Origin of the sequence: Pseudomonas sp. PAMC 29040, assembly GCF_003994535.1 — a bacterium.
In the GTDB taxonomy this organism is placed as follows: Bacteria; Pseudomonadota; Gammaproteobacteria; order Pseudomonadales; family Pseudomonadaceae; genus Aquipseudomonas; species Aquipseudomonas paraversuta.
This window is the reverse complement of sequence record NZ_RZAA01000001.1, coordinates 374,996-389,625: the sequence shown is the minus strand read 5'-3', so window position 1 is coordinate 389,625 and position 14,630 is coordinate 374,996. Positions and strand designations below refer to the sequence as shown.

11 protein-coding genes and 3 pseudogenes are annotated in these 14,630 nt (G+C 55.8%); 11 read left to right on the top strand and 3 right to left on the bottom strand.

Annotated features, from left to right (window positions below; genetic code table 11):
* Positions 1 to 158 precede the first annotated feature (158 nt).
* Positions 159 to 857, top strand: coding sequence for a GntR family transcriptional regulator (locus WG29040_RS01670; RefSeq protein ID WP_256681502.1), 699 nt, complete (start codon positions 159 to 161; stop codon positions 855 to 857).
* Between the two features lie 82 nt (positions 858 to 939).
* Here the strand turns inward: WG29040_RS01670 and WG29040_RS01665 are convergent, their stop codons facing one another.
* Complete coding sequence (locus WG29040_RS01665; protein WP_127195480.1) at positions 940 to 1,728, bottom strand: IclR family transcriptional regulator; 789 nt, start codon at positions 1,726 to 1,728, stop codon at positions 940 to 942.
* 238 nt (positions 1,729 to 1,966) lie between these two features.
* Between WG29040_RS01665 and WG29040_RS01660 the strand changes: the two are divergent.
* From WG29040_RS01660 to WG29040_RS01645, 4 genes and pseudogenes are all read left to right on the top strand, one after another.
* Positions 1,967 to 3,098 (top strand): annotated as a pseudogene (locus tag WG29040_RS01660) (efflux RND transporter periplasmic adaptor subunit).
* 59 nt (positions 3,099 to 3,157) lie between these two features.
* Positions 3,158 to 4,006, top strand: a pseudogene (locus WG29040_RS01655) (efflux RND transporter permease subunit); the annotation flags it as partial.
* A 5-nt stretch (positions 4,007 to 4,011) separates the two neighbouring features.
* The gene (locus WG29040_RS24625; protein WP_127195479.1) at positions 4,012 to 4,419 is read left to right on the top strand and encodes an efflux RND transporter permease subunit; all 408 of its coding nucleotides are present in this window, start codon (positions 4,012 to 4,014) and stop codon (positions 4,417 to 4,419) included.
* Positions 4,416 to 5,755 (top strand): annotated as a pseudogene (locus WG29040_RS01645) (efflux transporter outer membrane subunit). The gene WG29040_RS24625 and the pseudogene WG29040_RS01645 overlap by 4 nt, the downstream one beginning before the upstream one ends.
* 145 nt (positions 5,756 to 5,900) lie before the next feature.
* Here the strand turns inward: WG29040_RS01645 and WG29040_RS01640 are convergent.
* A complete protein-coding gene (locus WG29040_RS01640; protein ID WP_218565499.1) occupies positions 5,901 to 6,911 on the bottom strand; it encodes an amidohydrolase family protein in 1,011 nt (336 codons plus the stop codon).
* A 157-nt stretch (positions 6,912 to 7,068) separates the two neighbouring features.
* Complete coding sequence (locus WG29040_RS01635; protein ID WP_127195478.1) at positions 7,069 to 8,841, bottom strand: acyl-CoA dehydrogenase C-terminal domain-containing protein; 1,773 nt, start codon at positions 8,839 to 8,841, stop codon at positions 7,069 to 7,071.
* 226 nt (positions 8,842 to 9,067) lie between these two features.
* Here WG29040_RS01635 and WG29040_RS01630 point away from each other — a divergent pair, with 226 nt between their 5' ends.
* From WG29040_RS01630 to WG29040_RS01605, 6 genes are all read left to right on the top strand, one after another.
* Positions 9,068 to 10,297 carry an acyl-CoA dehydrogenase family protein gene (locus tag WG29040_RS01630; protein ID WP_127195477.1) on the top strand — a complete coding sequence of 410 codons (1,230 nt, stop codon included), beginning with the start codon at positions 9,068 to 9,070 and terminating at the stop codon, positions 10,295 to 10,297.
* Between the two features lie 40 nt (positions 10,298 to 10,337).
* On the top strand, positions 10,338 to 10,847 hold the full coding sequence (locus tag WG29040_RS01625; RefSeq protein ID WP_127195476.1) for a flavin reductase family protein: 510 nt from the start codon (positions 10,338 to 10,340) through the stop codon (positions 10,845 to 10,847).
* 45 nt (positions 10,848 to 10,892) lie between these two features.
* A complete protein-coding gene (locus tag WG29040_RS01620; protein WP_127195475.1) occupies positions 10,893 to 11,822 on the top strand; it encodes a VOC family protein in 930 nt (309 codons plus the stop codon).
* 36 nt (positions 11,823 to 11,858) lie between these two features.
* Positions 11,859 to 12,725, top strand: a complete 867-nt coding sequence (locus tag WG29040_RS01615; protein ID WP_127195474.1) for a fumarylacetoacetate hydrolase family protein — start codon at positions 11,859 to 11,861, stop codon at positions 12,723 to 12,725.
* Positions 12,726 to 12,788: 63 nt separating this feature from the next.
* A complete protein-coding gene (locus WG29040_RS01610) occupies positions 12,789 to 13,724 on the top strand; it encodes a 3-keto-5-aminohexanoate cleavage protein (RefSeq protein ID WP_127195473.1) in 936 nt (311 codons plus the stop codon).
* Positions 13,725 to 13,848: 124 nt separating this feature from the next.
* Positions 13,849 to 14,598 carry a TetR/AcrR family transcriptional regulator gene (locus WG29040_RS01605; RefSeq protein WP_127195472.1) on the top strand — a complete coding sequence of 250 codons (750 nt, stop codon included), beginning with the start codon at positions 13,849 to 13,851 and terminating at the stop codon, positions 14,596 to 14,598.
* Positions 14,599 to 14,630 lie beyond the last annotated feature (32 nt).

The window sequence follows — 14,630 nt, the reverse complement described above, 5'->3', positions numbered from 1 at the left end:
GATGTTGCGTCGGTCGACAGGGCAGTACCGACTGGCTGGTCATCAAGCTAGAGGCAAAAAAATATATCGTCAACAGAAAAAAATATATTTTCTTCGATGTGAGAAATGTTGCGCTTTGTGTATGATTTCGCCATACGATGCGAACTCTGGAGTCGACCGTGAATTTCCCCCAGCTCAATTGGCAACCGGCCGAAACTGTCGATAAACGCACCATGGCCTCGCAACTCGAGGCGCAGATTCGTCAGGACATCATCAGCGGTCGGTTAGCGCCGGGCAGTCGTTTGCGTCTCAAGGAATTGGCGCAATCCTATGAGGTGGGCGTAATTCCGCTTCGCGAAGCACTGTCGCGTCTAGCCAACAGTGGATTTGTCTCGGCGGCAGACCAGAAAGGTTTCAGCGTCGGTCGTATCTCGGCGGCAGAGATCGCCGACATCACCGCAGCGCGGCTGCATATTGAGTGCAAGGCGCTGGCAGATTCCATCCGCCAAGGCGATGTGGAGTGGGAGAGCCGAGTATTGGCCGCTCATCACCGACTTGATCGTCTGGCGATTGCCGAAGGCGAGGATCGCGTCCTCAAGCCCGAATGGGAAAACGCCCATGAGTTGTTCCATCAGGCGCTGATTTCCGCTTGCGATTCACCGACGCTGCTACGCCTGTGCGCGTCCTTGCGCGACCAGACGGCGCGTTACCGCTTCCTGTCGATGCATTACGACAAAAGCTCGCGCGATGTACCTCACGAACATCGCGAGCTGATGGATGCGGCGCTGGCCAAAGACGTCGAAAAGGCCTGCCAGTTACTTTCCCGCCACTACCAGAGCACGACCGACTCGGTGCTTGCACATGCGGTGCTGGCCTGATCGCATCGGTTGCACATTCCAAACTTTAATCAAGCAACAGGCCGCGACAGACGTTTATGTCTCCCGCGCAGCTTCTGCTTGCTCAGCTTTTCTCTCCGGTATTGCCGGCCAGTCTTGAAACCGAGGTTTTGCACGCCTCGAGTGCCTCACGAAACGCTTCGGCGTGAGTCTCGAAACGTGACGTCGGTGCGACCACCGCAACTGCATAAGGCCCCATGTAGGTTGGTATGAGGATGCTACAGGCACTGATGCCGACCGTGTGTTCCTGATTATCGACGGCGAAACCCTGCTCACGAATCGACTTCATTTCCTTGAGCAATGTATCAATTCCATGCGTCGCGAAGGTCAGTTTTTGCGGTGCCTGCCCAAGGATCTCGATGATCTGCGAATCGTTGAAGGTAGACAGCAGAACCTTGCCATCAGCGGTGGCATGCATCGGCATGGACTGGCCCATCGGAAACACCACTCGCAGTTCACGCTCGGCTATCACCCGATCGATCACCACTGCTTGCTGCCCGCTGATACATGACAACGTCACGCTTTCGTCGAGTTGCTCGCTTAACCCTTCAAGGGACTTGCGAGCGATCGAAATGATGTCCGTATTGGTCTGGTGAATCAGTTGCGCGAGGGCAGGGCCCAAACGAAAGCCGCTACCAGGGCGTAACGCTTCGACCAGTTGCTCGGTTTCCAGTGCTGCAACGATACGCTGCACGGTCGACCGCGCCAGGCCGACTTCCCGAGCAATTGCTCCAAGGCTCAATCCCTTGGGATTTCTTCCTAATGCCCGCATCACCGCGCTGGCCCGGGCAATCACCTGGATGCCACCCGAGCGTGATTCGTCGTTATCGAAAGTATCTTTCTCGTTGCTCATCCCTTTCCTCGGTTCAATTGTCTTTGGGCGACTCGCGCCGCGTGATCTGGACGAATGGCCAAGTTTACAGATTCGCTGACGCACGGCGTCACTGAGTTGCTCTATTGCCTGAATTGCAATAACCACATTGCGATACATATAACCGCATAGTGGGCGCTGATTGAAATATGGTGCTCGAACGGGGTCGTGGTCCGGCCCTGATCAATTCGTGATTGCTATGTTTTCCCAGGAGAAAGCAATGAAAGTCAGACCTGCCCGGAGCCTCTACACCGCTCTGCCATTAACCTTACTTTTGATTTCCGGGTGCAAAGAGCCCGAGCAAGTAGGCGCCGCAAAGATGCCCGAGGTCGGTATTGTCACGATCAAGAGTGAACGCGTACTGCTGAGCAGCGACCTGCCGGGACGTACGTCAGCGTTCAGAGTGGCCGAAGTGCGACCGCAGGTCAGTGGCATCATCCAGAAGCGGCTGTTCAATGAAGGCGCCGTCGTAAAGAAGGGGCAGCAGCTGTATCAGATTGATCCATCGGTCTATCAGGCTGGCTTTCGACAAGGCGAAAGCCAACCTGGACACCACCGGTAATCTCGCTGAGCGTTACAAGCGGCTGGTGAAATCCAAGGCGATCAGTCGCCAACAGTTCGACGATGCCGACGCCAATTACCGCCAGGCGCAGGCGGTTTTGAAGATGGCGCGGATCAATCTCGAATACACCAGAGTGCTTGCGCCGATTGATGGCCGGATCAGTCGCTCGATGGTGACTGAAGGTGCGCTGGTCAGCTCCAATCAGAGCGATGCCCTGGCATCGATCAACCAACTTGATCCGATCTACGTCGACGTCACTCAGGCCTCTACCGACATGCTGCGGCTGGGCCGCGAGATCGCCTCCGGCCAGTTGAACATGGCTTCGGCCGATCAGGTCAGCGTGCAATTGACCCTTGAAGACGGCACCGCTTACAACCAGCCCGGCGCTCTGAAATTTACCGAAGTGACGGTGAATCCAGGCACCGGAGCGGTGACCCTGCGTGCGGCGTTCCCCAATCCCGACAGTGTCCTGCTACCGGGGATGTTCGTTCACGCCAAATTGACGGAAAACGTACGTGATCAAGCGATTCTCGTCCCGCAACAGGGCGTCACCCGAGACCTCAAAGGGCAGGCAACGGCATTGGTCGTTGGCGCGGACAGGAAAGCCGAGCTGCGTGACATCAAGGTCGTGCGAACCGTAGGCAATCAGTGGCTCGTGGAATCAGGTCTGAACGTCGGCGACCAGGTTATTACCGAAGGGATGCAGCGGGTCAAGCCGGGCATGGAACTGATCTCGGTGCCCGCGCGCAATGTTGGGCCAAACCCTGCGATGGGCAGTTCCTCCCCCTGAGGCTATCCGCTACTTAAGCAATGACGCTTCGGCGTTCCACGCTTCCAAGGTAAAACTTAATGGCTAACTTTTTTATCAACCGGCCGATTTTCGCCTGGGTGATCGCTATTGTGATCATGCTGGGGGGAGCACTTTCGATTCTGAAATTGCCGATCAATCAGTACCCGAACATTGCCGCTCCCGCCGTCAGTGTCACGGTCACGTATCCCGGTGCTTCAGCGCAGACATTACAAGACATCGTGGTTCAGGTGATCGAGCAACAACTCAACAACCTCGACGGCTTCCGATACATGTCCTCGGAAAGCAACAGTGATGGCAGTGCAACCATCATCGTGACGTTCGATCAGGGCACCGACCCTGACATTGCCCAGGTTCAGGTGCAGAACAAGCTGCAACTGGCCACGCCGCTGTTGCCGCAAGAGGTTCAAAAGCAGGGCCTGCGTGTTGCGAAGTACCAGTTCAACTTCATGCTGATTCTTGGCTTGTAATCCGAAGACGGCACGATGGATGACTTCGACATCGGCAATTTCATCGCCTCGAACATGAAAGACCCGATACCCGAACCAAGGGTGTCGGTGATTTCATGATGCTCGGTGCGCAATACGCCATGCGCATATGGGTCGATCCGCAGAAGTTGGTGAGTTATCAGCTCACGCCTCAGGACGTCATCGACGCAGTGCAGGCGGAAAACGTACAGATCTCTTCCGGTTCACTGGGTGGTTTGCCTACCCATAAAGGTGCGCAGCTTAACGCGACGGTTCTTGGCAAGTCGCGGATGAAAACACAACGAGATTTTGCTCAAGGTCAGTTCGGACGGCTCTCAAGTTCGCGTGCGCGATGTGGCGCAAGTGGGATTGGGAGCGGAAAACTTTACGATTTCGGGCACCTACAACGGTAAACCCGCTGCCGCAACTTGTTCCGCGGTCTGTCCAATGATGTGTTCTTCCAGGTCGGCCTGCTGACTACGGTCGGATTGTCGGCGAAGAACGCGATTCTCATCGTCGAATTTGCCAAAGCGCTGCATGAAGAGCAGGGCAAACCGTTACTGGAAGCGGCAGTGGAGGCAGCGCGTCAACGCTTACGGCCGATCATCATGACGTCGCTAGCATTCATGCTCGGCGTGCTGCCCTTGGCAATATCCAACGGCGCCGGTTCCGGCAGCCAGCATTCCATCGGCACCGGGGTGATCGGCGGCATGCTCATCGCGACTTTCCTCGCCGTGTTCTTCGTACCGATGTTCTACGTGGTGATCTGCAAGTTGTTCAGCAAACGAGCGGTCGCTGAACCTCAACACGCGCAGACCGAAGGTACACAGCCATGAACATCACGTGTTTGAAAGTCGCCATCGGGATAGCGCTGATGGGGATGAGCGGCTGCTCGTTGATCCCCCGAATACCATAGGCCTGAAGCACCGGTGCAGCAAAGTTGGGACGCGGCCTCAGTGACGTCAACCGGTGCCCGGCAAGTGACGTGGCAAGCGTTTTTCAAGAGCGAAATGCTCAAAGAACTGATCAGCCAGGCACTGGTCAACAATCGCGACCTGCGGGTCGAGGCGTTGAACATCGAGAAGGCGTAAGCGCAGTACCGCATCCAGCAGGCTGACCTGTTGCCATCGATAGACGCGTCGGGCTCGGCCAACAGTCAGCGCGTTCCCGGTGATTTGAGCACGACGGGCAATACGCAAACGACCCATCAGTACACCGCAGGCGTGGGTTTAACCGCCTACGAACTGGACTTCTTCGGACGTGTGCGCAGCCTCGATCAGCAGGCGCTGGAATGTTACTTCTTCACGGTGGAGGTGCAGCGCAGCGTCAAGGTAGGGTTGATCGCACAGGTTGCCAGTGCCTACTTTCAGTTGCAGGCCAATCAACAGTTGCTGGCCATTTCCGGCAGACGCTGGCCAGTCAGCGGGACAGTTACTCGCTGGTGCAAAACAGCTATGAACAACAAGTGGCGACAGAGCTCGATCTGAGCCAGGCCGAAAGCACCGTACGCACCGCTGAATCGGCGCAGGCGCAATATCAGCGGCAGGTGGAGCAGGACAAAAATGCCTTACTGTTGCTGGTCGGTAAACCTCTGGAATCGAAGTATTTCACTGCAATTGAACTGGATGGCCTGCGCATCGAGGAAAACTTCCCGTTGGGCTTACCGTCCGATTTGCTGGTCTCTCGCCCCGACATCCTGGCGGCCGAGTACGCATTGCGGGCGGCCAATGCCAACGTCGGTGCGGCCCGGGCTGCGTTCTTTCCCAGCATCACGTTGACCGCATCGGCGGGGTCGCGAGTTCGGATCTGGGGCAAATGTTTGCGGGCGGGCAGGGCGCATGGACGTTCGTGCCGTCGATCAATGTGCCGATTTTCAATGCTGGTCGCAATCAGGCCAAACTTGACGTTGCCAGAATCCAGACATCGATCGAAGTGGCTAATTATCAGAAAGCCATTCAGGTCGCGTTTCGGGAGGTCGCAGACAGCCTGGTCGCCCGCGATACACTCACCATGCAAGTGCTGGCAGAAACCCGGCTGGTTCAGGCCAATCAGCGCAATCTGTTCAGTGCCCAACAAAGTCTGGTGAGCACCAAACTGTCACAGATCAATAATCTGGTTTCTCTTTACAAGGTGCTGGGAGGTGGCGAAGGCGCGGATAACTCTGCGCAGTAACGCCGGCGCTCCAACACATCCAGACTCCTCCCCTTGGGCTCACCGTTTTTTTTTGGCGTGAGCCCTTTTTTGTTTTGGAGAGTTACTCGAATGGCATCCAGCGCTGCCCGACACCGTTACGTTCCAAGCAGCCACTAAGGTTCTGTCAGGACAATCGTGGAAACAGTGCCAAGGCGTTATCGCGCAAGATTCTTTGCCGTAGGGCAGGCTTGAGCAACGGTGTGCTGTCGATGTTCCCGGCGAGTTTCAGCACGGCTGCTTCCGGTGTGAAAGGCCAGTCGCTGCCATAGAGCAACTTGGCCGGATCGGCGATCTGCAACAGCAGCTCCAACTGACGCGGGATTGGAAAGCCTGCCAGATCGAAATGCAGTTTGCGCAGGAGCCCGAACACATGGTCGGAATCCAGCGGCTCTGGTAAACCGATCACCGGCGAGGCTTCTATGATTCGGTCGATTAATAGCGGCATTGTGGCACCGGCGTGGGGGATGATCAGGCGGATGTTAGGGAATTTATCCAGTGTGCCTTTGAGAATCATATTGGTGACCGCTCGGCTGGTCTCGAACATGAATTCGATCATCGGCGCGGGATAACCCATGGTCAGGCTATGACAGCAGGGGCAGTTCGGCGAAGTCGGATGGATAAACAGCACCGCTTTGCGACGGTTGAGTTCGGCGAATATCGGATCGAGGCGTTCGTCACCGGGATATATACCATGCTGGTTGCTCTCGATGACGATGCCGTCTGCGTTCAGAACGTCCATGGCGTATTCGAGTTCACGCAGCGAACCGTCGATATCCAGCAATGGCAGCGAGGCGAATAACCCGAATCTCGCTGGATGATCGTGTACCAGTTGCGCGCCTTCTTCGTTGACGGCTCTGCACAGCGAACGTGCTTTAGCATCATCGCCAAAATGCACGCCGGGTGATGAGATTGACAGCATTGCTGTGGCAATGCCGCAACGATCCATTGTATCCAGCGCCTTCGACACGCTCCAGTCAGGTAGCGCAGGCATACCGTCGGGCTTCGAGTGTCCAGCTTCAATAGCTTCCTTGCGATAACGTTCGGGCAGGTAGTGAGCGTGCACGTCAATGCGCCGCATCTTTACGTTGGCGCCTGCGGGGCGTGAGTCTTCGGCAGCATCATCGGGCAAAGTCATAGGTTGTCTCCTTTGAATCAAGCTGTGGTTTCATTCGCTTGCAAGGTGATTGAAAGCAATTGTGTTCTTGATAGCTTTTCCAGTAATGCGCGGACAACGACCGTTCGCAGAAACCGAACTATAGTCGCCCACACGTATTGATGCTCACTGATGCCGGTCAGAACTGCTCTGCCGTGAGAGCGTAAAGAGAGGCGCTGCCGTTTCGAATGCAGCTGTCCAGACTTTCGATTCGCGGCAATAAACGAGCGAAGAAAAACTCGGCAGTGGCTCGTTTTGCGCCATAGAACGTTTCATCCTCAACGCGTTCTTTTTCTGCTATCTCAGCCATGCGTGTCCACAGATACGCATAGCTGACGTAGCCGAAAAGATGCAGGTATTCGACACAACTGCTGCTTATGACATTGGCATCAATGGTGGCCTGATCAGCCAACCAGTCGCTGACATCTAGCAAACGCTGCAACGCTGCGAGCAGTTGATGCGAGTAAGGTGACGCACTGTTCTCGGCATAACCGCGAATTTCATTGGCGAATACGCTCAACGATACGCCGCCGTTGCCCAGGACTTTTCGCCCCAGCAAATCCAGCGCCTGGATACCGTTAGTGCCTTCGTAGATTTGCGCGATCCGCGTGTCACGAACCAGTTGCTCCTGACCCCACTCGCGGATGTACCCGTGACCGCCGAAAACCTGCTGGCCGTGAATGCAACTTTCCAAGCCGATGTCGGTGAAAAAGGCTTTCGCCACCGGCGTCAGCAACGCCACCAATGATTCGGCGTTTTGGCGTTCTTCGGGATCAGTCGCGAACTTGGCGAGGTCGAGTTGTTGCGCCACATAGCAGGCAAACGCGCGACCGCCTTCTGTCATGGCTTTCATGGTCAACAGCATGCGCCTCACGTCACCATGGACGATGATCGGGTCGGCAATTTGCGTTGTGGCCACGCGGCCTGTGGCCGAGCGACTTTGCAGACGCTCCTTCGCATACGTGCGGGCATTTTGATAGGACGCTTCGGCGCAGCCCAAGCCCTGAATGCCTATCGACAGTCGCTCGTAGTTCATCATCGTGAACATTGCAGCAAGACCGCGGTTCGGCTCGCCAATCAGCCACCCCGTCGCACCATCGAAGTTCATCACGCAGGTGGCGGACGCCTTGATTCCCATTTTGTGCTCGATGGAACCGCAACCGAGTGAGTTGCCAGCGCCCAGTGTGCCGTCTTCTTTTACCAGTACTTTGGGTACCAGAAACAGCGAAATACCCTTGGGGCCATCCGGTGCGTCGGGCAATTTCGCCAACACCAAGTGAACAATATTTTCCGTCAAATCCTGCTCGCCACCGGTGATAAAAATTTTGCTGCCGGTGATGCGAAAGCTGCCGTCGGGACGTGGCTCTGCGCGGGTGCGAATCAATCCGAGGTCCGTTCCCGCGTGCGCCTCTGTCAGGCACATCGAGCCGGCCCAGCGGCCCTCATACATGGGAGGTAAAAAGCGCTCTTTGAGTTCAGTGCTGGCGTGTGCATCGATGGCCAGACACGCGCCGGAACTGAGCGCGGAGTACAGCGCAAAACTGCAATTGGCGCCGTACAGCATTTCTTCGAACAGCACCGCGAGCATCTTCGGTGCGCCAAGACCGCCGAAAACCGGGTTGCCGCTTAGGCCGACCCATCCACCTTCGATATAAGTGGCATAAGCCTGGCGAAAGCCATTCGGGGTGGTGACGTTTCCGTTTTGCCAATGAACACCCTCTTCATCGCCGCTGCGATTGAGGGGAGCCAATAGGCCCGAGGTGATTTTGGCTGCCTCTTCAAGAATCGCGTCTGCGGTATCGGAATCGATCTGTTGCGTCAGGCCGGGCAGCCGATCCCAGAGAGCAGGGGCGTCGAAAAGCTCATTCAAGACAAAGCGCATGTCACGCAACGGGGCATTAAATTCAGGCATTGCAAACCTCTTTGTTATGGCCAGTGGTACCGAAGGAGCACTGGAATCGTTATGCCGGCGGCGGTTAGAACCATCTGTGCGAATTGCGTTGAGCGGGTGAAAAAAACGCTCTAAGAAAAACACTTGATGATGTTATCAAAATTGATGAAGATATCAATAACGCCCGAAAGCGGTCTCGCCGCTTTGTAGAAGCGCTCATAAAAACAAAACATCAAAGGTGAAAGTAATGACTGTAACCAGCCCGTTCGAGCCAACGCATGCCGCTCACGCAGCCCACGCCAATGCCAGCGAACTCAAGGCATACGCGCGTTCGCTGATACCAAAAATCAGAGAACGCAGTAAAGCTACCGCGAGTCTGGGCCGGCTGCCTGCCGAAACCATTGCCGACCTTGAAGCCGGTGGTTTGCTGAGCATGACCACACCGCATCGCTATGGCGGTGGGCAAGTATCAGTGCGCACATTTCTCGATGTTGTATCTGAACTGGGTAGGGCGGATGCATCGGTCGCCTGGGTCGCCGCACTGACGAACGTCACCACTTGGTGCGCCGCGACTTTCTTCGGAGAAGAGGCCGCTAAAGAGGTGTTCTGTGGCGACAAACCTGCCCGGGTCACCGGTGTACTTTCGCCGCGCAAAGCCGTGGTGCGCAAAGTGGAGGGCGGTTATCTGATCGAGGAGGGCCTGTGGGGCTTCAACTCCGGTGTCTATCACGCCACTTGGGACATGCTCGGTATTCCGCTGGTTGACGACGCAGGCAAGGTTGTCGACCAGGGCGTTGCATTGATTCCGATTGAGCAGGTCAAGATTCTCAACGATTGGGATGTAATCGGTATCAGTGGCAGCGGTAGTTCTAGTGTTTCGGTCAGCAACGTGTTCGTGCCACAGGCAAGGATCGCGTCTGTCACGCAAGCCATCGAAGGTAACTACTTGTCGACTCACCTCGCAGATGAGTCGCTTTATCAGGTCGCGTGCATGCCAATGCTGGCGATCATCCTCGCGTTCCCAGCATTGGGCCTTGGTGTCGCAGCGTTGGAAATCTTCCTCGAAACCTTGCCCCGCCGCAGCATTCAATATTCCTGGTACGCCAAACAATCCGAAGCGCCGATCACTCACCTGCAAGTGGGCGAAGCGTCGGCGAAAATCGACGCTGCTCGCGCCATTCTTGAGCGTCACGCCGATGCCATCGATGCTAGCGCAGCGTCCGGGATCTATATGGACTTCCTTGAGCGAGCAAAGGTACGCCGCGATGTGGGCTATGCCGAAAAGCTGATCTGGGAAGCCGTGGATCTGTTGGCATCCGCTTCGGGTGGCTCATTGGCGTCGGCCAACAATCCCCTGACCAAAATCTGGCAGGACGCGCGGGTTGCTTCGCTACACGGCATCGTTAGCCCCAACACGAACTTCGAAACCTACGGCCGGATTCTCTGCGGCAATACGCCTGGCACACCGTTTATTTAAGCGGACATCCGCTCGCGCGTATTAACGAGGAGTACGAGGCATGCAGATTCAAGACGTAGACGCGCGCGCCTTTCGGCGCGTGATGGGCAAGTTCGCCACTGGTGTGACGGTTGTGACCTTCAATCACGAAGGTCAACCCGGCGGTATGACGGCCAACGCCTTCATGTCGCTTTCGGTTGATCCACCGATGGTCTTGATTGCCGTGCGCACCCAGGCGCGGTTTGCCGCCAGCATCAAACCCGGAGACGCCTTCGGTATCAGCTTTTTGCATGAGCATGATGAGGCGCTGAGCAGTCACTTCGGTGGTCGCCCGAAACCGGATCACCAGCCTGACTACCAGACCCTCGGCGATTCGCCTGTGCTGGGCGGTGCGTTGGTGCAACTGGCTGTTCGCGCCAATGCCGTCCATGGGGGCGGTGATCATCTGATTTACACCGCAGATGTTGAAGCCGTGGTGGAGTCGGACGGCCGCCCGCTGCTGTTTTACTCCGGCTCCTACAAACAGCTTCACGCCCTGGATCCCGCGACCTGCTGGTTTGACTTGGGTTAACGCCCCATCGCCCACCGATCCGACAATTACAAAAAGGAGCGCAGCATGATTGCTGTACGCGATATTGCTTATGTTCGCTATCAGATACCTGACCTGGACGCTCAAGCGGAATTCCTGCGGGACTTCGGTCTCAGAGACCATCTGCGAACGGCCACAACGCTACAAATGGAAGCCTGGAATGGCGGCTATCCCGCTTACATCGCGCACGTTGGCCCGGCAAAGGCCTTAGGCGTCGGCTATCAAGTTGACAGCCTGGAACAACTCCAGCACATCGCCACTCGCTACAACAGCGAAGTACGTGTGAACGATGAGCTTGGATCTGGCTGGATTGTTCAATTACAGGATCCTGACGGTCTGCGCGTCGATCTGGTGCATGGCGCCACCGTTATCGAAGCCGCGCCGGTGCGGGCGCCGCTGCAGTTGAACAACGCCGAAGAACGCCGCCGCTTCGGTACGACCAATCGAATCAAGGTGCAGCCGTCGCATGTTATGCGTCTTGGACATGTTGTACTGAAAACCGTCAATTTTGCTGCGATGTTTGCGTTCTATCAGGACGTTCTCGGCCTGCGCGTTTCCGATAGCTACTACGCAGGTTCCGAGGACAACACGGTCGCAGCCTTCATGCACTGCGGCCTGGAAAGCGAATACACCGACCACCACACCGTGGCGTTATTGAATCTCGGTGCCACGGAACCGGGTTTTGATCACTGTGCCTTTGAAGTATTGGATTGGGACGACTTGTCCTGCGGTAACCAGTTTCTGACGCAAAACAATCGCCGGCATTCCTGGGGTATCGGGCGGCACGTTCAGGGCAGCCAGATTTTCGATTATTGGCTGGATCCGGCAGGGAACAAAGTCGAGCACTGGACGGATGGCGACCTGGTCAATGACCGCTACGCCGTAGGACATGAGCCGCTGACCCCCGACGCATTGGCACAGTGGGCACCACCACTGTCCCCGGACTTCCTGGCGTGAGCCAAAAAAATGACCAGATTTGAAGAGGACTAAGCAGTGAAACTCACAAGATATACCCATGACGGAAAAACCTCGGTTGGCGTTGTACAGAATGACCGGATCATCAACCTCGATGCTTTATTGGCAGGCCCGATACTGGATGTAAGTGCATTACTGGCTTCGCCAGAGGCAATAAACGCAGCCCGTACAACTCAAGCGACCGCCGAGAACAGCGTTTCTCTTAGTGATGTACGTCTAGAAGCACCGATCCTGCGGCCCGGCAAATTTATGGCGCTGGGTATGAACTACAAAGACCACGAGGCGGAGGCGCGGCGGTTGGGCGTTGATATTCCGACGTCTCAAGTCTGGTTCAGCAAACAGATCACCTGCATCACCGGCCCATTCGATGACGTGCATTACCCGCGCGTGTGCGAGCGGCTCGATTATGAGGCCGAACTGGGCGTGGTGATCGGCAAAGGAGGGCGCCGAATCAGTGAGTCCGAAGCGCTCAGTCACGTCGCGGGTTACTTCGTGGCCAACGACGTCAGCGCACGCGACTGGCAAGCAAAAAGCCCGACCTGGACGCTAGGCAAATCGTTCGACACTCATGGCCCGATTGGCCCTTGGATCGTCACGGCTGACGAGATCGCCGACCCGCAGAATTTGACGGTATCGCTCAGCGTCAATGGCGAACGCCGCCAACATTCGTCCACCGAACTGATGACTTACAGCATCGCCAAGCAGATCGCCTATCTGAGTGAGGTGATGACGCTGGAGCCTGGCGACATCCTCATTACCGGCACGCCGGCAGGTGTGGGCATCGCCATGCAACCGCCAACCTATCTGAGCGTGGGTGACGTAGTGCGTGTGGAGATCTCGGGTATCGGTCACATCGAAAACACCATCGTCGAAGAACCGAAGTAGTCATCGCCCGGCAAATCGCCACAGCGGATTTGCCGGTTTTTCGCTTTCATTCGAGTATTTTTCATGTCTGCCAAAACATCAAAAGTCATTATTACCTGTGCGATTACCGGCTCCATTCATACGCCGTCGATGTCGCCGTTCCTGCCGATTACCCCTGAGCAGATCGCTCGCGCGTCTATCGAAGCTGCGGAGGCGGGCGCTGCAGTTGTACATCTTCATGCAAGGGATCCGGAAACTGGTTTTCCCAGCCAGGATCCGCGGTTGTTCGAACAGTTTTTACCGCAGATCAAGCGCGAGTCAGATGTCGTCATCAATCTGACCACGGGCGGATCGCCGACAATGACGGTCGAAGAGCGCATCGAACCGGCGATGCGCTTCAGTCCTGAAGTTGCTTCGTTAAACATGGGGTCGATGAACTTTGGCAGCTATGAACTGCTGCAGCGATATAAAGAATTCAAACACGACTGGGAAGAACGCTATTTGGCGGACAGTGAGGAGCGAATTTTCCGCAACACCTTCAAAGATATCGCCCACATCCTCAAAGCCTGCGCCTCTAACGGCACACGTTTTGAAATCGAATGCTACGACATCGGGCATCTCTACACCGCCGCTCATTTCCGCGACCGACTGCTGATCCAGGATCCTCTGTTCATTCAATCAGTCTTTGGTGTAAGGGGTGGTATCGGCACGCACCCGGAAGATGTCGCCCATATGAAACGCACGGCTGATCGGCTGTTTGGCGATAGTTACAACTGGTCGGTATTGGGCGTAGGCGCACAGCAACCACGCCTTGCTGCTCAGTCATTGTTGTTGGGTGGGCACGTGAGAGTGGGGCTTGAAGACAATCTCTGGCTGGGTAAAGGACGCTTGGCCCAAAGTAACGCAGAGCAGGTTAAAGCGATGAAGAGCATCATCGAATCGCTGGGTTATGAAGTGGCCACGCCTGATGATGCTCGGGAAATCATGAAGTTGAAAGGTCGCGACAACGTCGCTTTCTGAGGTCACGTTTCGACTTGATACTGATGGGTAACCGCCCGTTTCCGCAAAAGGCGGGCGGTTACACGCGCAGTCCCAGTCAGGTATGCTCGCGCTAACGCAAACGAGTCAAAAGACGGTCGATGTCATGAATGAAAAACCAGATCCCGCAGCGAAGCCTTTAAAGCGCTCCTCGGCGAGTACGAAGACCAAAAAGCAAACAGGCAGTGCAGCGGATCGATCTTCCTCATCGGCTGAGAAAGTACACGCAGAAACCCACAAGCCCCGTATTAACGAAAAAGTACGTCTACGCACCCGCACCAAGCTTCTAAGTGGTGCTCGAATCGTAATGGGTCGAAAAGGGATTGAAGCGACGGCAATCAATGATATTACCGAAGAAGCCGGCGTGTCTTTTGGCTCGTTTTATAACTACTTCTCGAGCAAGGAAGAAATCGCTCGCGCAGTCTTTATAGATGATGCGTTGCGAATGATTGAAGAGCTTGACGAGGCCACATCCCCGACGGCGGGGATTGCAGAGGTTGTCGGAATCAACATTCGACGAACCGTACACCGTGGCCTCACTGATCCTGTATGGGGGTGGTTCCTTGTACATTCGGTCTACAGCATTAACGACATGATCGAAACAATGGGCATCCCGCTGGCGCGAGACATCAATGCCGGCAACGATACTAACGTTTTCAAAGTGGGTGACGTCGTTTCAACTGTCGACTGCATCATTGGTGGCATGCTCTATTTACTTCGAAAAATCCTTGAGGGGGCCCGCCCGGTCAGCGCAGTCGAGAGCCTGGTGCAGTACATACTCGCGGGTTTGGGAGTTGAACATGAAGAAGTCGAACGAATCATCCATATCGATTTGAGTACTTATGGCGAAAGCTGACATTCCGTTTTGGTGGTGGGTTCCTACCACCG